This is a genomic window from Paraburkholderia sp. BL10I2N1 (genome assembly GCF_004361815.1).
In the GTDB taxonomy this organism is placed as follows: Bacteria; Pseudomonadota; Gammaproteobacteria; order Burkholderiales; family Burkholderiaceae; genus Paraburkholderia.
The window spans coordinates 2,414,004-2,434,243 of record NZ_SNWA01000001.1 but is presented as its reverse complement, the minus strand read 5'-3'; the positions used below and the strand labels follow the sequence as shown (position 1 = coordinate 2,434,243).

General features: G+C 62.5%; 22 protein-coding genes and 2 pseudogenes. 10 read left to right on the top strand and 14 right to left on the bottom strand.

Annotated features, from left to right (window positions below):
* The first annotated feature begins 7 nt into the window (after positions 1–7).
* Positions 8–1,558 (top strand): sigma-54 dependent transcriptional regulator, encoded by a 1,551-nt coding sequence (locus tag B0G77_RS11430; RefSeq protein WP_133662230.1) that lies wholly within the window; start codon positions 8–10, stop codon positions 1,556–1,558.
* A gap of 89 nt (positions 1,559–1,647) precedes the next feature.
* Positions 1,648–2,148: a dihydrofolate reductase gene (locus B0G77_RS11425; protein ID WP_133662229.1), complete on the top strand. Its 501-nt coding sequence runs from the start codon at positions 1,648–1,650 to the stop codon at positions 2,146–2,148.
* 139 nt (positions 2,149–2,287) lie between these two features.
* Here B0G77_RS11425 and pmbA read toward each other — a convergent pair whose 3' ends face one another.
* Positions 2,288–3,664, bottom strand: a complete 1,377-nt coding sequence (pmbA, locus tag B0G77_RS11420) for a metalloprotease PmbA (RefSeq protein ID WP_133662228.1) — start codon at positions 3,662–3,664, stop codon at positions 2,288–2,290.
* A 207-nt stretch (positions 3,665–3,871) separates the two neighbouring features.
* Between pmbA and yjgA the strand changes: the two genes are divergently transcribed.
* On the top strand, positions 3,872–4,483 hold the full coding sequence (gene yjgA / locus B0G77_RS11415) for a ribosome biogenesis factor YjgA (protein ID WP_133662227.1): 612 nt from the start codon (positions 3,872–3,874) through the stop codon (positions 4,481–4,483).
* Positions 4,464–5,084 carry a molybdopterin adenylyltransferase gene (gene mog / locus B0G77_RS11410; protein ID WP_133662226.1) on the top strand — a complete coding sequence of 207 codons (621 nt, stop codon included), beginning with the start codon at positions 4,464–4,466 and terminating at the stop codon, positions 5,082–5,084. The genes yjgA and mog overlap by 20 nt, the downstream gene beginning before the upstream one ends.
* Positions 5,085–5,096: 12 nt before the next feature.
* Here the strand turns inward: mog and orn are convergent, their stop codons facing one another.
* Positions 5,097–5,714: an oligoribonuclease gene (gene orn / locus B0G77_RS11405; RefSeq protein WP_133662225.1), complete on the bottom strand. Its 618-nt coding sequence runs from the start codon at positions 5,712–5,714 to the stop codon at positions 5,097–5,099.
* 185 nt (positions 5,715–5,899) lie between these two features.
* Between orn and B0G77_RS11400 the strand changes: the two genes are divergently transcribed.
* The 3 genes from B0G77_RS11400 to B0G77_RS11390 are packed head-to-tail and all read left to right on the top strand — an operon-like array spanning position 5,900 to position 8,445.
* Positions 5,900–7,159 carry a M48 family metallopeptidase gene (locus B0G77_RS11400; RefSeq protein ID WP_133662224.1) on the top strand — a complete coding sequence of 420 codons (1,260 nt, stop codon included), beginning with the start codon at positions 5,900–5,902 and terminating at the stop codon, positions 7,157–7,159.
* Entirely contained in the window at positions 7,156–8,097 is a 942-nt protein-coding gene (gene rsgA, locus B0G77_RS11395) for a ribosome small subunit-dependent GTPase A (RefSeq protein WP_133662223.1), read from the top strand. Before B0G77_RS11400 ends, rsgA begins: the two co-directional genes overlap by 4 nt.
* 27 nt (positions 8,098–8,124) lie before the next feature.
* On the top strand, positions 8,125–8,445 hold the full coding sequence (locus B0G77_RS11390) for a DUF2007 domain-containing protein (RefSeq protein WP_133664105.1): 321 nt from the start codon (positions 8,125–8,127) through the stop codon (positions 8,443–8,445).
* Between the two features lie 88 nt (positions 8,446–8,533).
* On the opposite strand, the gene B0G77_RS11385 is transcribed toward B0G77_RS11390, so the two are convergent.
* The 6 genes and pseudogenes from B0G77_RS11385 to rpsP form a co-directional block, all read right to left on the bottom strand.
* The gene (locus B0G77_RS11385; protein WP_133662222.1) at positions 8,534–9,472 is read right to left on the bottom strand and encodes a CobD/CbiB family protein; all 939 of its coding nucleotides are present in this window, start codon (positions 9,470–9,472) and stop codon (positions 8,534–8,536) included.
* Between the two features lie 118 nt (positions 9,473–9,590).
* Positions 9,591–10,272, bottom strand: a pseudogene (locus tag B0G77_RS11380) (CoA pyrophosphatase).
* A 96-nt stretch (positions 10,273–10,368) separates the two neighbouring features.
* A complete protein-coding gene (rplS, locus tag B0G77_RS11375; RefSeq protein ID WP_133662221.1) occupies positions 10,369–10,755 on the bottom strand; it encodes a 50S ribosomal protein L19 in 387 nt (128 codons plus the stop codon).
* Between the two features lie 146 nt (positions 10,756–10,901).
* Positions 10,902–11,669 carry a tRNA (guanosine(37)-N1)-methyltransferase TrmD gene (gene trmD / locus B0G77_RS11370; RefSeq protein WP_133662220.1) on the bottom strand — a complete coding sequence of 256 codons (768 nt, stop codon included), beginning with the start codon at positions 11,667–11,669 and terminating at the stop codon, positions 10,902–10,904.
* Between the two features lie 26 nt (positions 11,670–11,695).
* On the bottom strand, positions 11,696–12,391 hold the full coding sequence (rimM, locus tag B0G77_RS11365) for a ribosome maturation factor RimM (RefSeq protein ID WP_133662219.1): 696 nt from the start codon (positions 12,389–12,391) through the stop codon (positions 11,696–11,698).
* A gap of 93 nt (positions 12,392–12,484) precedes the next feature.
* Entirely contained in the window at positions 12,485–12,739 is a 255-nt protein-coding gene (gene rpsP, locus B0G77_RS11360) for a 30S ribosomal protein S16 (RefSeq protein WP_006050280.1), read from the bottom strand.
* Positions 12,740–12,996: 257 nt separating this feature from the next.
* On the opposite strand from rpsP, the gene B0G77_RS11355 reads away from it, so the two are divergent.
* Both B0G77_RS11355 and B0G77_RS11350 read left to right on the top strand, forming a co-directional pair.
* Positions 12,997–14,082 carry a PQQ-dependent sugar dehydrogenase gene (locus B0G77_RS11355; protein WP_243751119.1) on the top strand — a complete coding sequence of 362 codons (1,086 nt, stop codon included), beginning with the start codon at positions 12,997–12,999 and terminating at the stop codon, positions 14,080–14,082.
* A 173-nt stretch (positions 14,083–14,255) separates the two neighbouring features.
* The gene (locus B0G77_RS11350) at positions 14,256–14,723 is read left to right on the top strand and encodes a TM2 domain-containing protein (protein ID WP_133662217.1); all 468 of its coding nucleotides are present in this window, start codon (positions 14,256–14,258) and stop codon (positions 14,721–14,723) included.
* A gap of 24 nt (positions 14,724–14,747) precedes the next feature.
* Here the strand turns inward: B0G77_RS11350 and B0G77_RS11345 are convergent, their stop codons facing one another.
* Positions 14,748–15,908, bottom strand: coding sequence for a PA0069 family radical SAM protein (locus B0G77_RS11345; protein WP_133662216.1), 1,161 nt, complete (start codon positions 15,906–15,908; stop codon positions 14,748–14,750).
* Between the two features lie 53 nt (positions 15,909–15,961).
* Complete coding sequence (locus tag B0G77_RS11340) at positions 15,962–16,450, bottom strand: Lrp/AsnC ligand binding domain-containing protein (RefSeq protein WP_133662215.1); 489 nt, start codon at positions 16,448–16,450, stop codon at positions 15,962–15,964.
* A 144-nt stretch (positions 16,451–16,594) separates the two neighbouring features.
* On the opposite strand from B0G77_RS11340, the gene B0G77_RS11335 reads away from it, so the two are divergent.
* Positions 16,595–17,881 carry a D-amino acid dehydrogenase gene (locus B0G77_RS11335; RefSeq protein ID WP_133662214.1) on the top strand — a complete coding sequence of 429 codons (1,287 nt, stop codon included), beginning with the start codon at positions 16,595–16,597 and terminating at the stop codon, positions 17,879–17,881.
* A 140-nt stretch (positions 17,882–18,021) separates the two neighbouring features.
* Here the strand turns inward: B0G77_RS11335 and B0G77_RS43155 are convergent, their stop codons facing one another.
* The 4 genes and pseudogenes from B0G77_RS43155 to B0G77_RS11320 all read right to left on the bottom strand — a co-directional run bounded on the left by B0G77_RS43155 (position 18,022) and on the right by B0G77_RS11320 (position 20,106).
* On the bottom strand, positions 18,022–18,162 hold the full coding sequence (locus B0G77_RS43155) for a hypothetical protein (protein WP_166656086.1): 141 nt from the start codon (positions 18,160–18,162) through the stop codon (positions 18,022–18,024).
* Positions 18,143–18,374: pseudogene (locus B0G77_RS43810) on the bottom strand (hypothetical protein); the annotation flags it as partial. The gene B0G77_RS43155 and the pseudogene B0G77_RS43810, both read right to left, overlap by 20 nt.
* A gap of 33 nt (positions 18,375–18,407) precedes the next feature.
* Positions 18,408–19,343 carry an FAD-binding protein gene (locus B0G77_RS11325; RefSeq protein WP_133662213.1) on the bottom strand — a complete coding sequence of 312 codons (936 nt, stop codon included), beginning with the start codon at positions 19,341–19,343 and terminating at the stop codon, positions 18,408–18,410.
* Between the two features lie 13 nt (positions 19,344–19,356).
* Positions 19,357–20,106, bottom strand: a complete 750-nt coding sequence (locus tag B0G77_RS11320; protein WP_133662212.1) for an electron transfer flavoprotein subunit beta/FixA family protein — start codon at positions 20,104–20,106, stop codon at positions 19,357–19,359.
* Between the last annotated feature and the right edge of the window lie 134 nt (positions 20,107–20,240).

Here is a 20,240-nt window from a genome sequence, read left to right as displayed (position 1 = left end):
GCCGATCGTGCGCGAATCACCCCATCTGACTACCGTCACCCCGCTTTCAGGCGCCGGCACGCGCCTGTCGTTGGCCATCCCGAACGAGACGCCGCCGGGACGCCCAGAGGAAACGCCGGTCGGACGAGAGACGGAAGGCCGACAGGAATTCATGAACGGTACGGAACGCCTGGGCGCCCCGTTGGAACGCACGCTGGTGTATGTCGCGCGGGTGCCGGACGAAACGCTGAACGCCCATCTGAAAGGCCGCGGCTGGACGGTGGTGGTCGCGCGTTCCGCACACGAACTCGGCCGGCTGCTGAAGCCCGACGTGGCCTGCGCCGGCATCATCGATCTGACGAGCTTCGCCATACGCGACCTGCCGACGCTCGAAGGCAGTCTGCGGCAGCAGCAGGTGGGCTGGATCGCGCTCGCCACGGCGGACCGTCTCACCGATCCGGAAGCCCGGCGCCTCATCCGCCACTACTGCTTCGATTACGTGAAGACGCCGGTCGCGAACGCAACGATCGACTATCTGGTCGGTCATGCATTCGGCATGGTGTCGCTGTGCGATCCCGACATGGTTGCGAGCGTGCCGGTGTGCGGCGACGACGAAATGGTCGGCACCTGCGAAGCGATGCAACAGCTCTTCCGCACGATCCGCAAGGTCGCCAATACCGACGCGAGCGTGTTCATCTCCGGCGAGTCGGGCACCGGCAAGGAGCTGACAGCCCTTGCCATCCATGAACGCTCACCGCGTCGCAAGGCGCCGTTCGTGCCGATCAACTGCGGCTCGATTCCGCACCATCTGCTGCAATCCGAACTGTTCGGCTACGAGCGCGGCGCGTTCACGGGCGCCAACCAGCGCAAGATCGGGCGCGTCGAAGCGGCCAATGGCGGAACGCTCTTTCTCGACGAAATCGGCGACCTGCCGATGGAAAGCCAGGCAAGCCTGTTGCGCTTTCTGCAGGAAGGCAAGATCGAACGGCTTGGCGGCCGCGAGTCGATTGCAGTCGATGTGCGGATCATTTCCGCCACCCACATCGACCTCGAAAATGCGATGCGCGAAGGACGGTTCCGCGCGGACCTGTTTCACCGCCTGTGCGTGCTGCGCGTGGACGAGCCGCCGCTGCGCGCACGCGGCAAGGACATCGAGATTCTTGCGCATCACATCCTGCACAAGTTCAAGACCGACAGCGGGCGCAAGATTCGCGGCTTCACGCCGTCGGCCATCGAGGCGATGTACAACTACAACTGGCCGGGCAACGTGCGCGAGCTCATCAATCGCGTGCGGCGCGCAATCGTGATGGCCGAAAACAAGCTGATTTCAGCGGAGGATCTCGATCTCGCGCACTTCACCGAGCAGCAGACCATGAGCCTTTCGCAGGCGCGCGAAGCAGCCGAGAAGCGGGCGATCGAATCGGCGCTGCTGCGTCATCGCCACCGGCTGAACGAAGCGGCTGCCGACCTTGGCATTTCGCGCGTCACGCTATACCGGCTGATGGGCGCGCACGGTCTGCGCGAAGCAAACGGCCAGGACGACAAGGGGCTCACTGGCGACGGCGAGCATCACGAGTGACGCGTATCCACGACCGGGGTGCCAGGTGGCCGTGGGACGGGGTGCGCCCGTCAGGTAGAATCGGATCGACTACGTTTCCTTTTGACTCAATGACGACGCTCACCCTGATCGTCGCTCGCGCCCGCAACGGCGTGATCGGCCGCGACAACCAGCTGCCCTGGCGGCTGCCCGAAGATCTCGCCTTCTTCAAGCGCACGACAATGGGCGCGCCCATCATCATGGGCCGCAAGACCCATGAGTCGATCGGCCGCGCGCTGCCGGGACGCCGCAACATCGTCGTCACGCGCGACGCCACGCGGCGCTTCAACGGCTGCGACACCGTCACGAGCCTCGATGAGGCCCTTGCGCTCGCCGCGCAGGATCAGGCGCCCGAGGCGTTTCTGATCGGGGGCGCGCAACTCTATGACGAAGGACTCCAGCTCGCCGACGAGCTGGTGATGACCGAGATTTCCGCCGATTTCCACGGCGACGCGACGTTTCCCGCGCCCGATCCGGTTTTGTGGGAAGAAGTCGCACGCGAAACGCATCGCGCGCATGCGCCGAACGAATTCGATTACGCATTCGTCAGGTATCGGCGCAGGGGCGTTTGAGGTTTGACGTTTATCGTCGCATCCCACGTTACCTGTGCGGCGTGCGCCCAACCGCGCGGCGCCGCTCGAAGCATAAAAAACGCCACGGCTTTCCGTGGCGTTTTTTTGCCGTCTGCAGCTTCGACGGTAGCGCAATCGTTTATTGCCCCGCGATCGTCATCCGCTCGATCAGCACCGAACCGGTCTGCTTGGTGCCGCGCACAATCGTGTCCGAGCCGATGGCGACTATGTGATGGAACATCTCCTGCAAGGTGCCCGCCACGGTGATTTCCTCGACCGGATACTGGATCTTGCCGTTCTCGACCCAGAAACCCGATGCGCCGCGTGAATAGTCGCCCGTCACGTAGTTCACGCCCTGCCCCATCAGTTCGGTCAGCAGCAGGCCGGTACCGAGCTTCTTGAGCATCGCCTCGAAATCGTCTTCCGGGCGGGTCTGGGAGCTCCTGAGCGACAGGTTGTGAGAGCCGCCGGCATTGCCGGTAGTCTGCATGCCGAGCTTGCGCGCCGAATACGTCGACAGGAAATAGCCTTCGACCACACCGTCCTTCACCACCGAGCGCTGCCGCGTGCGCACGCCTTCCTCGTCGAATGGCGCGCTGCCCATTGCGCGCGGCGTATGCGGATCCTCGACGATCTGCACGTGCGGCGCGAAGACCGGCTTGCCGAGGCTGTCGACGAGGAACGACGTCTTGCGGTACAGCGCGCCGCCACTCGTCGCCTGGACAAATGCGCCAAGCAGGCCTGCGGCGAGCGGCGCTTCGAACAGCACCGGCACCTTGCGGGTATCCAGACCGCGCGCGCCCGTCCGCGCGAGCGCCCGTTCGGCGGCATAGCGGCCGACGGCTTCCGGATCCGCCAGTTCGTCGGCGCTGCGCTTCGAGGTGTACCAGTCGTCGCGCTGCATGTTGCGGCCGCTGCCCGCGATCGGCGCGCAGGCGATGTAGTGACGCGAATACGGATAGCCGGCGAGGAACCCGCGCGACGTCGCCAGCACGAACTGCGAATGCTGGGCGGACACGCTCGCACCTTCCGAATTGCGGATCTGCGGGCTGGTGGCGAATGCGGCGTCCTCGGCCCGGCGGGCGATCTCGACTGCTTCGTCGGCGGAGAGATTCCACGGGTGATACAGGTCGAGATCGCGCGGGTCGGTTTCGAGCAGTTCGCGTTCGGCGAGACCGGCGCAATCGTCCTCGGCGGTAAAGCGGGCGATGTTGTACGCGGCCGCCACCGTGTCCTTCAAGGCCTCTGACGAAAAGTCGGATGTGCTGGCATTGCCGCGCTTGTTGCCGATGAACACTGTCACGCCGACCATCTTGTCGCGGTTGTGCTCGATCGTTTCGACTTCGCCACGTCGCACGGAGACCGACAGACCGTCACCTTCAGAGATTTCGGTCGCCGCGTCGGTGCCGCCGATCGCCTTGGCGTGACGCAGAATGTCTTCCGCGATCTGCTTCAGTTCGTCCTGCGTGTGCGGGAAAAAGCGCTGTTTGACGTCCATGTCGGTGTCTGCTGCCATCGTCGTTGCCGTCCAGTTTAGGGCCGAAAAGCGGCCCGGCTTTGTTTTTGCATCGGTGAAGTTACGTATCCCGCGATCATAGCAAGGTCCGCGCCGCCGCACCTGGCCTTCCGCGGGTCTTCGGCTCACCTTCGCGCGGCGAGCCGTTCGTCAGGTTTAGCCTTCCCGCCCGCCGGTTCGGCAGGCACGGCACGCTACAATATCGCCATGACACGCAAAACCCGCACTCAACCCATCCATCCCGAACCCGTCGTCGACGAAAACGGGTACGACCGTCCCAGCAAATCCCAGCTCAAGCGTGAAATGCACGCGCTGCAGGAGCTGGGCGAGGCGCTGATCGCGCTGCCGAAAGACGCGCTCAAGCGCATGCCAATGCCCGAAGCGCTCGGCGACGCCGTCCGCGAAGCGCGCCGTATTACCGATCACGAGGGCAAACGGCGCCAGGTTCAGTATGTCGGGCGCGTGATGCGATCGCTGCTGGACGGGGAAACGGCCGCGCTGCGCACCGCGCTCGACAGCTACCATGGCATCAACAAGGCCGAAACGGCGCGTCTGCACTGGATCGAGCGCACCCGCGAAAAACTGCTGGCCGACGATGTAGCACTGACCGAATTTATCCGCCAGCACCCGGCCGTCGATCCGCAGGAAGGGCGCACGCTGATCCGCAACGCGCGCAAGGAGTCGGAGCAGGGCAAGCCGCCACGCTATTTCCGTGAGCTGTTCCAGTGGATCAAGGACGCCAGCAAGGCAGGCGCCGAAGACGACGACGAAGCCGATGCAGACGCCCTTGGTGACAATGATGACAATACCCACGCGTAACCATCCCGACGAAATCCTGATCGGCCTCGTGTCGATCAGCGACCGCGCCAGTCGCGGCGTCTATGAGGACAAGGGCATTCCGGCGCTTGAGGAGTGGCTGGGAAACGCCTTGATCTCGCCATGGCGCGCTGAAACCCGGCTGATCCAGGACGACGCCGCGACGATCTCGGCGACGCTGATCGAACTGGTCGACGAAGCCGGCTGCGACCTCGTACTGACGACCGGCGGCACCGGCCCCGCGCGGCGCGACGTCACGCCCGAGGCAACGCTGGCGGTGGGAACGAAGGAAATGCCGGGATTTGGCGAACAGATGCGGCAGATCAGCCTGAATTTCGTGCCGACCGCGATTCTGTCGCGGCAGGTCGCCGTGATCCGCGAGACTGCCAGCCGCGCGGCGCTGATCGTCAACCTGCCCGGTCAGCCGAAGTCGATTCGTGAAACGCTGGAAGGGTTGCGCGACGAAACGGGCAACGTGAAAGTGCCCGGTATCTTTGCTGCGGTGCCGTATTGCATCGACCTGATCGGCGGGCCGTACGTGGAAACGAACACCGCCGTCGTCACGGCATTCCGGCCGAAGAGCGCGCAGCGCGCTCCCCGGTAACGGCACCTTGCTTCAGATCGCCACCGCCGCTGCACCTGGGGCGCTGGCTTCGGGGATCAGGAAATGCTGGCGGTAGTATTTCAGTTCGTCGATCGATTCGTGAATGTCAGCGAGCGCGGTATGCATTGCGCGCTTCTGGAAGCCCTTGTAGATCGTCGGCTGCCAGCGGCGGCACAGTTCCTTCAGCGTGCTGACGTCGAGATTGCGGTAGTGGAAGAATTGCTCCAGTTCCGGCATCCAGCGCGCCATGAAGCGGCGGTCCTGACAGATCGAGTTGCCGCACATCGGCGACTTGCCCGGCGGCACGTATTCGCCGAGAAACGCCCGGATCTGCTCGGTGGCTTCGGCTTCGCTGACCGTCGACGCGCGCACCCGGTCGATGAGACCCGAGCGGCCATGCGTGTTTTTGTTCCATTGATCCATCCTGTCGAGCGTTTCATCGCTCTGATGGATCGCGATCACCGGCCCTTCGACCAGCCTGTCGAGCGTTGAATTGGTCACCACCACGGCGATCTCGATGATACGGTCGGTGTCGGGCTCGAGACCTGTCATTTCCATGTCGAGCCAGATGAGGTTCATGTCGCTGCGTACGAGCGTCGGCTGATCGATGGGGTCGAGGGTGTCAGTCATGAAAGGCAACCTTGCTTTGGTCGGGACGGGTTGTCGGATAAGGAGCGGCATAGGGCCAGGCCGTCGTGCCGTCGTTCGCGGTCCGCGGCACGCCCGAATGCCGTTGAAACAGTTCGAATGAGCGCATCCCGCCCACGCGTCGGAAGAAACATATAATTCTCGCATAGATACCACGGATTCCCCGGATGCCTACCCTGTACTTCACCGTTCTGTTCGTCATCGCCGTTGTCGCGATGGTCGCGACCAAACTCTGGCTCGCGTCGCGGCAGACCCGCTTCGTTGCAGCGCACCGCAATCAGGTGCCCTCGCAGTTTTCCGGGACGATCCCGCTCGCGGCGCATCAGCGGGCCGCCGATTACACCGTCGAACGCACCCGGCTCACGATGATGGAAATCGTCGTCAGCGCCGTGGTGCTGATCGGGCTGACGCTGCTCGGCGGCGTGCAGGCGCTCGATCTGGCCGTCTCCGACTGGCTCGGCCGCGGCTACGCCGGCCAGATCGCGCTGGTGGCAGCGGTGATCGCGATCACGAGCGTGCTCGACCTGCCGTTCGAGTACTACCGGCAGTTCGTCATCGAAGAGCGGTTTGGCTTCAACCGGATGAGCAAGCGCATCTTTTTCGTGGACCGCATCAAGGGCACGCTGCTCGGTGTGGCGTTCGGCCTGCCGCTGCTGTTCGTCGTGCTGTGGCTGATGAATCAGGCCGGCAGCCTGTGGTGGCTGTGGACGTGGGTCGTGTGGGTTGTGTTCCAGATGCTGGTGCTGGTGCTGTATCCGTCGTTCATCGCGCCGCTCTTCAACAAGTTCGAGCCGCTCAAGGACGAAGCTCTGAAAAACCGTATCGAGGCGCTGATGAAGCGTTGCGGGTTCGCCGCCAAAGGTCTCTTCGTGATGGACGGCAGCCGTCGCTCCGCGCACGGCAACGCCTATTTCACCGGATTTGGCGCAGCAAAGCGCATCGTGTTCTTCGACACGCTGCTCGCACGCCTGTCGGGCAATGAAATCGAGGCGGTGCTTGCCCACGAACTCGGTCACTTCAAGCGGCGTCACGTGATCAAGCGGATGATCGTCACGTTCGCGATCAGCCTCGCGATGCTGGCGCTGCTCGGCTGGCTGTCGCAGCGCGCGTGGTTCTATGAAGGCCTGGGGGTGCGGCCGTCGCTCATCGGCGGTAACAGCGGGCTCGCGCTCGTGCTGTTCTTTCTCGCCGTCCCCGTGTTTCTGTTCTTCGTGACGCCGCTCGGCAGCCTCAGCTCGCGCAAGCACGAATTTGAAGCCGACGCCTTCGCCGCCACCCAAACCGACGCCCAGGATCTCGTCAACGCGCTCGTCAAGCTGTATGAAGACAATGCGTCGACGCTCACGCCCGATCCACTCTACACTGCGTTCTACTACTCGCATCCGCCGGCGTCGCAGCGGATCGACCGCTTGCTGCGGCACGCATGAGCGGCCGCTCGCCGAAGGCAGCGCGCGCCGCGGCCAGCGCGCTCGCGCGGGTGCACGGACTCGTCGTCGCCGCGCATGGGCGCCACTACCTGGTCGTGCCAGACGATGGCGGCGCCCCATTGCAGTGCTTCCCGCGGGGCAAGCGCAGCGAGGTGGCGGTCGGCGATCGCGTGACCTATGAAGCGGCTTCCGCTGACCAGGGCGTGATCGTCGCAATCGACGAGCGGCGCAATCTGCTCTATCGATCGGATCAGTACAAGTCGAAGCTCTTTGCCGCGAATCTCGATCAGTTGCTGATCGTACTCGCCACCGTGCCGCACTTCAGCGAGGATCTGCTCGGTCGCGCGCTGGTCGCCGCCGAAGCGAACGAACTCAAACCGCTGATCGTGCTGAACAAGATCGACGTCGAAGCAGCGTTACCCGGCGCGCGGGCGCGGCTTGCGCAATATCGCGAGCTGGGGTATCCGGTGGTCGAAGTGTCGATCAAGATGCAGCCCGACGCCGCCCGCGCAGCACTCTCTGAACATCTGCATGGTCATTCGACGCTGTTGCTGGGCCAGTCAGGCATGGGCAAGTCGACGCTCGTGAATCTGCTCGTGCCGGATGCGGAAGTTGCGACACGCGAAATATCCACGGCGCTCAACAGTGGCCGTCACACGACCACCTATACCCGGCTCTATCCGCTGCCCGAGGGCGGCTCGCTGACCGATTCGCCGGGTTTTCAGGAATTCGGCCTGCATCACCTGACAGAAGGTCGTCTCGAACGGGCATTCCCGGAGTTTCGTCCGCTGCTGGCTGACTGCCGCTTCTACAACTGCCATCATCTTCAAGAACCGGGCTGCGCGATTCTCGCAGCCGTTGAAGACGGCCGCATCGCGCGCGAGCGGCAAGCGCTGTATGCGCAACTCGTTCACGAGGCGGGCCAGATTGTCCGCTGACAATCAACGCGCCCTTCCCCGACCATGATGAAACTGATGCGTGCGCCGAATGTGCTGATCGGACAGCATTGGATCAATGTGCTGTCGGCAGCGGGTATTTCATGCGAATTGCATAACCGATATCTGAACGGCGCGCTCGGCGAGATCCCGGCGGAGCAATGCGCGCCAGAGCTATGGCTCGTCGACGAGCGGGACGAGATGCTGGCGAGAAAGTTGATCGACGCGGCTTCCAACGGACCGGCCGCCGGCACGCCGCCGTGGCGGTGTCATCAATGCGGCGAGATCCTCGAGGCGCAGTTCACCGTGTGCTGGCAGTGCGGCACCGCTCGGGATCCGCTGGACGGCTGACGCTCCCTCACGGAGCGAGTCGCACAAAAGAGAAAGCCGGCATTGCCGGCTTTTCGCAGTACCACGGATCAACGCTCCGGCGAGTCAGTCACGCGAGCCAGACGGCAATCGTCAGCATCAACAGCAGAATCATCCACAGGATCACGGCACGCCACACGAGGCCAACGGCCGATTGCAGCGTGCGCGGCGTGCAGTCGTCACCCACAGACATTGGACCACCGTCGCCGGTGGACAATGCGTCGAGGCTCGATGGCTCGGCGAGCGGCCCGCTCAGACGCGCACCCAGGGCACCGCTGCCTGCGGCCAGCAAAACGCCGTCGTTTGCATCTGGCCACTGACGCGCGTGGTTACGCCACGCATAAATCGCATCTTCGAAGTTGCCGACAATCGCAAAGCCCAGCGACGTCAGCCTCGCCGGCACCCAGTCGATCACGAAGAAGGCACGCTGCGCGAACGTGGCAAACGCAGGCGTGCGATTGTCAGCGGGTTTGGACCACGTGCGGGCCAGATACTCGGCGATGCGATACAGCACTGCACCCGCCGGCCCCACCGGTATCAGGAACCAGAAGAACACCCCAAACACGTGACGATGCGAAGCCACGACAGCATGAATCAAGGTGTGGCGCACGATCTCGCTGACCGGCATGTCGACGGTATCGAGGCCTGTCCACTCATTGAGAATCTCACGTGCACGCGGCACGTCGTCGTTGTTGAGCGACAGGTGGATATCAGTGAAGTAGTGACTGAACTGCCGGAAACCGAGGGTGAAATACACCACTACCACGTTCCACAGGAACGCCAGCACGAAGTTGATCTCGTACAGCACGTAGTAGACGAGACCGACGAAAAGCGTCCAGGGCAACACGACGACCAGCCAGGCGAGAACGCCGTGCTTCTGCTTGCCCGCATCGAAGCCCTGCGCGGCCGATTCCGCATGGTATTGAAGCAACGCCGACACCGGGTTGTTCGGCGACAGCGCGCGCAGCTGTTCGATGATGAGAGCCAGCAATACAGAGAAAAAAGTCATGCGATGCGCCGTGCTTTTCGAGTTTATTTCGGTTTTGTTTTATAACGATAGCACAGGGTCGGATGAGCCTGAGCGTGCGGCGGCCGCAAACTGCCGGCGTGTTGGCCAGCCCCGGAACTCAGGCGACGAGAAAGCGATAGAAATTGCGCAACATGCCCGCCGTTGCCCCCCAGATGAAGTGATGACCCTGTGATTCAGCGCGCGGGTACGGCATCGCAAAAAAAACGACGCTCGCCGCCTTCCCAGCGAAACACACGCACCTCGTGACAGGCAGGATCCATCAGAAAGCTGAGCGGCACTTCGAAGATTTCCGCGACCTCGAGCGTGTCCGCTTCGACGGTAAATGGCGGGTGGACGAGACCGACCACGGGCGTGACCCGAAAACCCGTGCCAGTCAGATAGTCCGGTAAGGACCCGAGTATCTCGACGCGCGCCGGATCCAGTGCGACTTCCTCTTGCGCCTCGCGCAATGCGGTGGCGGTCGCATCGGCGTCGTACGGCTCCTGACGCCCCCCCGGGAAACTAACCTGGCCGGCGTGGTCGTTCAGGTGGTCGGCTCGCTGTGTAAGCAGCACCGTGAGACCCTCTTCGCGCACGACAAGCGGCATCAACACAGCCGCGAGCCGCGGATCCCCCTCTCGTAGACGGGATTCGACGATCGGCTCCGGCGCCCACTGCAAACGCTGCTCGAACCGCGCGCGCAACCCGTCTGGCGTCAGACGTTCGGGCGCAACTGGCGGCAGATCGGCGCCCGTCGATTCAACAGGCAGGGCCTCGGGTTCAAAAACAGGGCGGATCAACGGGATTCCCGGAACTGGCGAGTGGCATTAGACATACCGCTATTCTGACTGACCAAAGAAAAAAGCACCCGCGAGGGGTGCTTTTTCTTACAGCTTTTACGCCTGGGAAGCAGCGCGGTCTTTCGAGACCAGCTTTTCCTTGATCCGGGCCGACTTGCCCGAACGATCGCGCAGGTAGTACAGCTTCGCGCGACGCACATCGCCACGACGCTTCACGACGATGCTTGCCAAAAGCGGCGAGTACGTCTGGAACGTACGCTCAACGCCTTCGCCCGACGAAATCTTGCGGACGATGAACGACGAGTTGAGGCCGCGGTTGCGCTTGGCAATCACGACGCCTTCGTAGGCCTGAACACGCTTACGCGTACCTTCGACGACGTTCACGCTCACGATCACCGTGTCGCCAGGGGCGAATTCGGGGATGGTCTTGCCTGCGAGCGCGCGCTCGATTTCTTCCTGCTCGAGTTTTGCAATTAGATTCATCACTGACTCCTAAGTCCATCTTGTCGGCGTTCGTACCTGCCTTGCGTTTCACGCGCGGCGACGGCCCCGATAGAGGATGGGTTCACATCTGGCACCGCACACGCATGTACGACGCCGCCTGGTGCTCGCCCGGAATGACGTAGGCTTTACGCCTTCGACGCTTCCTTCGCGAGACTTGCAAGCCACGCCTCATCGGCGCGGCTCAACATCTTGTACTTTCTGGCGCGCTCGATCAGATCGGGGCGCTTCGCCAGTGTATTGCGCAATGCTTCACGACGACGCCACTGCTCGATCTCCGCATGGTGGCCGCCAAGCAGCACATCGGGGACGCGCACGCCGTCGTATTCTTCCGGCCGGGTGTAGTGCGGACAATCAAGCAACACGTCGACGAAACTGTCCTGCACGGCCGATTGCGAGTCGTTCAGCACACCCGGCAACTGGCGCACAACTGCATCCATTAGCGCCATCGCAGGCAATTCGCCGCCTGACAACACGAAATCGCCAAGACTGACCTCTTCATCGACGCAACGATCGATCAGACGCTGATCGATTGCTTCATACCGGCCGCACAACACAATGAGGCCAGGCTCCTGCGCAAATCGCATCACCCGGTCATGATTGAGCGTCGCACCTTGCGGAGACATCATCACAACACGCGAACCGGTCACGCCCTGCTCTGCCTGCGCCGCTTTCGCCGCGCCGATCGCATCTTCCAGCGGCTTCGCCAGCATCACCATGCCGGGGCCACCACCGTACGGGCGATCATCGATGGTACGGTAGCTGTCCGTTGTGAAATCGCGGGGATTCCACGTGCGTAGACCGTAGCGTTGCTGCTTCGCCGCTCGGCTTGTGATGCCCCAATCGGTCAGCGCACGAAACATCTCAGGAAAGAGCGTAACGACATCGAACTGCATCGCTCTCTCCGTTCAGCGAATTGTGTTTAATAATCGGCTTCCCAGTCGACGATGATCTGCTTCGCCGCCTGATCCACCGTTTTGACATAGACACCGACGAACGGGATCAAACGTTCACCGGTTACCGGCTTGCCATCCTTGCCTGTCGACGGATACTCGACGCGCAGCACTGAATGCGCACCGTTGTCGATCATGTCAGCAACCGTGCCGAGTGCGACGCCCGCTTCGTTGACGACACCCAGGCCGAGCAGGTCAACCCAGTAAAATTCATCGGCGTCGAGCGTCGGGAAATCGCTGCGGCGAATGTACACGGTGTAACCGCGTATCGATAGCGCCACATCACGATCGGCAACGCCACCCATGTGGGCAACGATGCTGTTACTGTGGACCTTGGAGTGCAGTACTGGAGCAGAACGCCTCTCGCGGCCCTTCATGAGCCACCAGCGCTTCGCGCTCAGCAGGGCGTCGCCTCCCCGCCCGGCGTCCGCATGTGCCGCCACCTTTACCCAGCCTTTGAGACCGTACGCATCGACAATCGCACCAACTTCGACGGCGTCGTCCGGCCAGCTTTCCGCCGACTCAGCACGCATTTCTGCAGCACTCGACTCGACTTCTTTGGCTGCGACCCGTTCGACCGGTTTACGGACGAACGCGCCAAACGACGCCTGACTGCGATTTGCAGTCTTGGCGCGGCCTGAGCCGCCGGAATCACTCGCGGACATCAGCAGACCTCGCAGCCAACTTCAGAAAAACCTGCGCACCCGGCACGCCGCAACATTCACGCGACCCGCCCGCAATGTGCACACAAGCTACCATCAGGCAGCCGGCTGCGCCTTTTGCGCTTCCTTCACGAGACGCTCGACAGTCGGCGACAGCTGCGCGCCAACGCCTTGCCAGTACGTCAGGCGGTCTTGAGCGATACGCAGCGACTCACCCTTCGTAGCGACCGGGTTGTAGAAGCCAACGCGTTCGATGAAGCGACCGTCACGACGGTTACGCGAATCGGTTGCGACGATGTTGTAGAACGGGCGCTTCTTGGAGCCGCCACGAGCCAAGCGGATGATGACCATACTAGAATCCTTGAAAACCGGGGTTCGGGACCACTGAAACAGGCAATTATAGCCCGAAAGCAACGCCATAACAAACACTTACCGGGATAATCTGGAAAGCGTAGTTGCGCAGGCCCATCATTTCTTCATCCACAGGGCTCCGCAACCGCCCACCCAGCCGTCGATCAATGTGCGTCAGGAATCTCGTGAAACCTGCTTTTGCAACCATTCCAGCCGCCCACAGGGTGCTTGGGATCCCACCCCGCTGGATCCGTCCGCTGTTCTCGTTTTTTCTGTTTGTTGCGACCGCGGCCCCCGCGCTGGCAGCACTTCCCATTGACCGCCTCAAATTGCCGCCGGGCTTCCGCATCGAAGTCGTGTCCGACGGCGTACCGGCTGCCCGAGAAATGGCGCTCTCGCCGAAAGGCATCCTGTATATCGGCAGCATGGGCGGCCATGTCTATGCGCTCGAACTGCGTGATGGGCAAGCCGTCGCCCATCATGTGATCGCGTCGGGGCTGGAAATGCCGGTTGGTGTGGCATGGCATGACGGCGCGCTGTACGTTTCGGCAGTCTCGAAGATCTTGCGCTTCGATGCCATCGATGACCATCTGGCCCAGCCTCCGACACCCACGGTCGTCACCGATGCCCTGCCTACCGACCGCCACCACGGCTGGAAATTCATTGCGTTCGGGCCCGATGGCAAGCTGTACGTACCACAAGGCGCACCCTGCAATATCTGCCTGCCCGATCGCGACCGCTACGCAATGATTGGGCGCATGGACGCCGACGGCAGCCACTACCAAACGATCGCCCGTGGCATCCGCAATACGGTTGGATTTGCGTGGCATCCGACGACCCACGAATTGTGGTTCACCGACAACGGCCGCGACTTGCTCGGCGACGACACTCCCGACGACAAGCTCAACCGCGCACCGAGCGCCGGCATGGACTTCGGCTACCCGTTCTGCCACGGCGGCGAAGTATCCGACCCCGAATACGGAAAAGATCACCCTTGCAGCACATTCACACCGCCGGTAGCCAGGCTCGGCGCGCACGTCGCGTCGCTGGGCATGCGTTTTTATACAGGCTCAATGTTCCCCGCCAGCTACCGCGACAATATTTTTATCGCCGAACACGGTTCGTGGAACCGGAGCAGGAAGGTGGGCTATCGGGTCGTCCGCGTCATGGTGAATGCTGACGGCAGCAATCCGCGACAAGAAGTTTTCGTCCAGGGCTGGCTGATGCCCGACGATAGCGTGTGGGGCCGGCCCGCTGATGTTCTGCCGATGCCCGACGGCTCGCTGCTGATCAGCGACGACTACGCCGGCGCGATCTACCGCGTGACATATGCCGCGCCCTAAGCACCCGCACGATCGGACCGAGTAGTCGAGAGACGCGCCAATGTGGCCCCGGGCCACGTGACCACCGCCGCGCGACCGGCGTAGAATGCGCGTCGGCCCGCGCGCGCTCACGTCGCGCCCTGTGTCCCACACGCCGCAAGCGTCAAACCGCTGCCTCTCACCTGCTTTCGCTCATGTCCACCGCTGCTTCGACTTCCCCGCGCTTCCGATCCAAGACCCTTGCCGGCGCACTCGCGTTCTTCTTCGGTAGCCTCGGCGCACATCGCTTCTATCTGTACGGTCTGCGCGACGTCTACGGTTGGGCGCATCTGCTCGGCACGATCGTCGGCATCCCTGGCTTCCTTCTGCTCGCTGCAACCGAACGCGCATCGGCGCTCGGATGGGTGCTCGTCATTCCGGGTGCGATATCGCTGCTGGCGGCCTTTCTTGCCGCGATCGTCTACGGACTGCGTCCCGATGAAAAGTGGGATGCACAGTTCAATGCCCAGACACAGGAGCACAGCCGTTCCGGCTGGACCGTCATCTTCGTTGTGATTTTCTCGCTGCTGATTGGCGCTTTCTTGCTGATGACCGGACTTGCGCTGTCGTTTCAAACCTACTTCGAATCTCAGGTTCAGGCGGCCAGGGAACTGTCGCAATAACGACCCTTCGACGCCCGGACGGCATTAGTCCTGGAACAGGTCCAGTTGCGGGTCGCCCGGCGCTGGCCGTGGCGCCAACTCCGGATGACGGAATTGCGACATATCCAGAATTCCGTGCCGGCGCTCGTTCAACCCGAGCCGCCGGACAGCCTTGTGAAAACGCTGCTTGAGCAGATCCGCCCACGGACCTTCGCCCTTCATGCGCGTCGCAAAAGAAGAGTCGTAGTCTTTGCCGCCCCGCATATCACGCACGCGGCTCATCACGCGATCGGCTCGATCCGGGAAATGAGCGGCAAGCCAGTCCTTGAATAGCGGCGCCACTTCCCATGGGAGGCGCAGGACGATATAGCTCGCGCTCGAAGCGCCCGCCTCGGCGCACGCTTCGAGCAAGCGCTCCATGTCGGGTTCGGTGACGAACGGAATCACCGGCGCGATGCTCACGCCGACCGGCACGCCAGCTTCACTCAATGTCCTGATGGTACGCAGCCGCCGCGCGGGCGTTGCCGCACGCGGTTCCAGCGTGCGGGCGATGTCGGCATCGAGCGTGGTAATCGTAATGGCTGCCATGACCTGACCGCGAGCGGCCATCGGCGCCAGAAGATCAAGATCGCGCTCGATCAACGACGACTTCGTGATGGCTGCAAACGGGTGCCCGCGCTCGTGCAATACCTCGATTACCCGCCGCGTGAGACGCAGATCGCGCTCGACGGGCTGCCACGCATCCGTATTGACGCCAAGCGCAATCGGCTCTGGCACGTAGGATTTCTTCGACAGTTCGCGCACGAGCAATTCCGGCGCGTTGACCTTCGCGTAGATCCGGCTCTCGAAATCGAGCCCGGGCGATAGACCGAGATAGCTGTGCGTTGGCCGCGCAAAGCAATAGATGCAACCGTGTTCGCAGCCCCGGTACGGATTCAACGACACGCCAAAAGGAATATCCGGCGACGCGTTATGGGTCAGGATGCTTTTCGCGCGCTCCTCGAAGACCTGCGTACGCAAAGCGGACACACCGCCATCGTCATCGGCGGGCGACAGGATCCAGCCATCGTCGAATGCTTCGCGCTGGTCGACTTCATAGCGGCCCTGAAGATTCGTGACGGCACCGCGCCCTTTGTGGGGCGCAGGCGGTGCGATGGGGAATTCGTCGGCGGAATCGGTCACTGAAAGATAAATCAAACGGCCCATATACTGTATAAATATACAGTATATGGGCCGTTTGTCGAGACTGTCCGAACAGCCTATTCATCGACCGCAATCGTCAACGTTTCCTTGATTTCTTCCATCACCACATAGCTTTTCGACTGCACCGCGCCCGGCAATTGCAGGAGGATGTCGCCGAGCAGCTTCCGGTAGTCGGCCATCTCGCCGATACGCGCCTTGATCAGATAGTCGAAGTCGCCGGACACCAGGTGGCACTCGAGCACTTCCGGGATCTTCTGAACCTCGCGGCGAAACTGGTCGAACATATTGCCGCTCTTGTGGTCGAGCGTGATCTCCACGAACACCAGCAACGCCGCGCCAAGCTCAGCAGGATTGACCCGCGCGTAATAGCCCATGATGACGCCGTCGCGCTCCATGCGCTTGACCCGCTCAATACACGGCGTAACCGACAATCCGACCTGCTCGGCCAGGTCCTTCATCGCCATCCTGCCGTCCTGCTGAAGCAGTTTCAGGATCTTGTGATCGAGCCTGTCGAGAGCACGGACCGGTTGACGTTGGGTTCGCATGGTTTTTACTGAAAATCGAAAAAATACAATAACAAAACCTACCTGAAGCTCAATAGTATAGCGGTTAACACTGGGTTGACCGCGTAATTCATCATTAATCGAACATTCCGACGCCGTCAGCCTTTCGACCTTTCTGGAGCAGCTATGCGAGTCGTCGTTTTGGGCAGTGGCGTCGTCGGGGTAACGAGCGCCTATTATCTTGCGCGCGCGGGTCACGAAGTGACCGTGATCGACCGTGAGGCCGGTCCGGCGCTCGAAACCAGCTTTGCCAACGCGGGGCAGATTTCGCCCGGCTATGCCGCACCGTGGGCGGCGCCTGGCGTTCCGCTGAAGGCCGTCAAATGGATGTTCCAGAAGCACGCGCCGCTCGCGATCCGTCTCGACGGCACGCAATTCCAGTTGAAGTGGATGTGGCAGATGCTGCAAAACTGCACTACCGAGCGCTATGCAGTGAACAAGGGCCGTATGGTCCGTCTCGCCGAATATAGCCGCGACTGCCTGCAGGCGCTGCGCGCCGATGCCGGTATCCAGTACGAAGGCCGTACGGGCGGCACGCTGCAATTGTTCCGCACGCAACAGCAACTCGACGGCGCCGCGAAAGATATCGCCGTGCTCAAAGATGCCAACGTGGCTTATGAACTGCTGACGCCCGCTGAACTCGCGCGCGTCGAACCGGCGCTCGCTGCGACGTCGCACAAGCTGACGGGTGGTCTGCGCCTGCCGGGCGACGAAACGGGCGACTGCCAGCTCTTCACGACTCGCCTCGCGGCGATGGCCGAAGCGCTTGGCGTGAAGTTCCGCTACAACACCCCGATCGACGCACTGGCCATGGCCCATGACCGCATCGTGGGCGTGCAGTGCGCCAGCGAAATGGTACGTGCCGATGCGTATGTCGTCGCGCTCGGTTCGTATTCCACGCGCTTCCTGTCCGGCATAGTGAAGATTCCGGTGTACCCGCTCAAGGGTTATTCGATCACCGCGCCGATCGTCGACGCAGCTTCGGCTCCTGTGTCGACGGTGCTCGACGAAACCTACAAGATCGCCATCACGCGCTTTGACGACCGGATTCGCGTCGGCGGCATGGCGGAGATTGTGGGCTTCGACCAGACGCTGCGCCAGGCGCGTCGCGAGACGCTCGAAATGTGCGTCAACGACCTGTTCCCTGGCGGTGGCGATACAGCGAAGGCGACTTTCTGGACGGGCCTGCGCCCGATGACGCCGGACGGCACGCCGATCGTCGGCCGCACGCCAGTCTCGAACCTGTTCCTGAATACGGGTCACGGCACGCTTGGCTGGACGATGTCATGCGGTTCGGGCCAACTGCTCGCCGATCTGATATCTGGCAAACAGCCCGCGATCCAGTCAGGCGATCTGTCGGTGCATCGCTATCTTGGCGAGACCGGAGAAACGCGTCGGCCGGCATACGCCTGACGGTCATCTCGTTGTCTGCGTCGGTCGGGGAGATTTCCCGGCCAGGTCGATCAATACAAACGGCGCCTTGTAAGGCGCCGTTTGTATTACCAGCCTTCTTCTGACGCGGATGCGTGGCCGACGCGAACCGACTTGCGCCATCAGAACTGATCTTCCGCCAGCGCCAGCACCCTCTCGCCGCCTTTCCCTGTCACGATCGACGCTTCGAGCGCCGTCGCCTGCGGCAACACGTGTTCGGCGAAGAACTGCGCGGTCGCGATCGACCGGCACGAGGAATTCATAGATGGCCTGATGTTCGGCGCGCTTCGCCCTATCCGCATGACGGTGTGCGATGTCGCAATGCGCGGCTGCCACGTAGGCCACCGCGCGAGCCTTCGGTGAGCGCGCGCATCGTCGCGAGCATCCGGCGCACGTCCGGATGATGGATGATCGACACCGGCTGCCTCCTGCCTGCAGTGTAAAAAAGGGGCGCTGCGCGCCCCTTTCGTTTGCTGCCTGACGCCTTATCTGCGGCGCTGATGCTGCATCATCCGAGCTCGCTCACGAGTTCGGGTACAACGGTAAACAGATCGCCCACCAGGCCGTAATCAGCCACGCTGAAGATCGGCGCTTCCGGGTCCTTGTTGATCGCTACGATCACCTTCGAGTCCTTCATCCCGGCCAGATGCTGGATCGCGCCCGAGATGCCCACCGCGAGGTACAGTTGGGGCGCCACGATCTTTCCCGTCTGGCCCACCTGGTAGTCGTTCGGCACGAAGCCCGCGTCCACTGCGGCGCGTGAGGCGCCCAGCGCTGCGTTCAGCTTGTCCGCCAGCGGCTCCAGCACTTTCGTATAGTTCTCGCCGCTGCCCAGGCCACGACCACCCGACACGATGATGTGCGCTGCAGTCAGCTCCGGACGGTCCAGCTTCGTCACTTCACGGCTCACGAACTGCGACAGGCCGCTGTCTGCCGCCGCGTCGATCTTCTCGACCGCTGCGCTGCCGCCTTCTGCCGCAACCGGGTCGAAACCGGTCGTGCGCACCGTGATGACCTTGATCGGGTCAGCGGATTGCACCGTGGCGATCGCGTTGCCCGCATAGATCGGGCGTTCAAACGTGTCAGCGGAATCCACGGCGGTGATGTCGCTGATCTGCGCGACATCCAGCTTCGCCGCAATTCGCGGCGCGATGTTCTTGCCCGAAGCCGTGGCCGGCGCGAGGATGTGCGTGTAACCCTTTGCGATGTTTAGCACCGTCGCTTCGACGTTCTCCGCCAGACCCGCTTCCAGTTGCGGCGCATCGGCCAGCAGCACTTTTGATACGCCCGCGATTCTCGCTGCCGCTTCAGCCGCGCCCTGCGCGTTGTGACCGGCGACCAGCACGTGGATATCACCGCCAATCTTCTGTGCCGCTGCGATCGTGTTCAGCGTCGCCGCCTTGATCGATGCACCGTCGTGTTCCGCTATTACCAGATTCGTCATTTCGTCCGTCTCCTCACAGCACCTTGGCTTCGGTCTTCAGCTTCTCGACCAGCGTCTTCACGTCGGCCACCTTCACGCCGGCACTGCGTTTCGGCGGCTCCACCACCTTCAGCGTCTTCAGGCGCGGCGTCACATCGACACCGAGGTCCTCAGGCTTGAGCGTCTCCAGCGGCTTCTTCTTCGCCTTCATGATGTTGGGCAGCGTCACGTAGCGCGGCTCATTGAGGCGCAGGTCGGTGGTGATCACCGCCGGCAGCGTCAGCGACAGCGTTTCCGCGCCGCCATCCACTTCGCGCGACACCGTCGCCTTGCCATCCGCCACCACCACCTTCGAGGCAAACGTCGCCTGCGGCAGGTTCGCCAGCGCGGCGAGCATCTGGCCGGTCTGGTTCGAGTCGTCGTCGATGGCCTGCTTGCCGAGAATCACGAGCGAAGGCTGTTCCTTGTCGACCAGCGCCTTCAGCAGTTTGGCCACCGCCAGCGGCTGCAGGTCTTCGTTCGACTCGATCAGGATCGCGCGGTCCGCGCCGATCGCCAGCGCCGTGCGCAGCGTTTCCTGCGACTGCGTGACACCGCAGGACACCGCGATCACTTCGGTCGCCACGCCCGCTTCCTTCAGGCGCACGGCTTCCTCAACCGCGATCTCGTCGAACGGGTTCATCGACATCTTCACATTGGCAATGTCGACGCCCGTGCCGTCCGACTTCACCCGGACTTTCACGTTGTAATCGACCACTCTCTTCACAGGCACCAGGATTTTCATGCACACGCTCCAAAGTTACGAATACGTCAACCCAACGGACATTATAACGACTGCCCTCGCGGCAACCGCGCCCGCCGGCTGTTTGCATCGAAGATAGCGCGCTTTTGCAGCGGCTCGGAAATATCGAACGATCG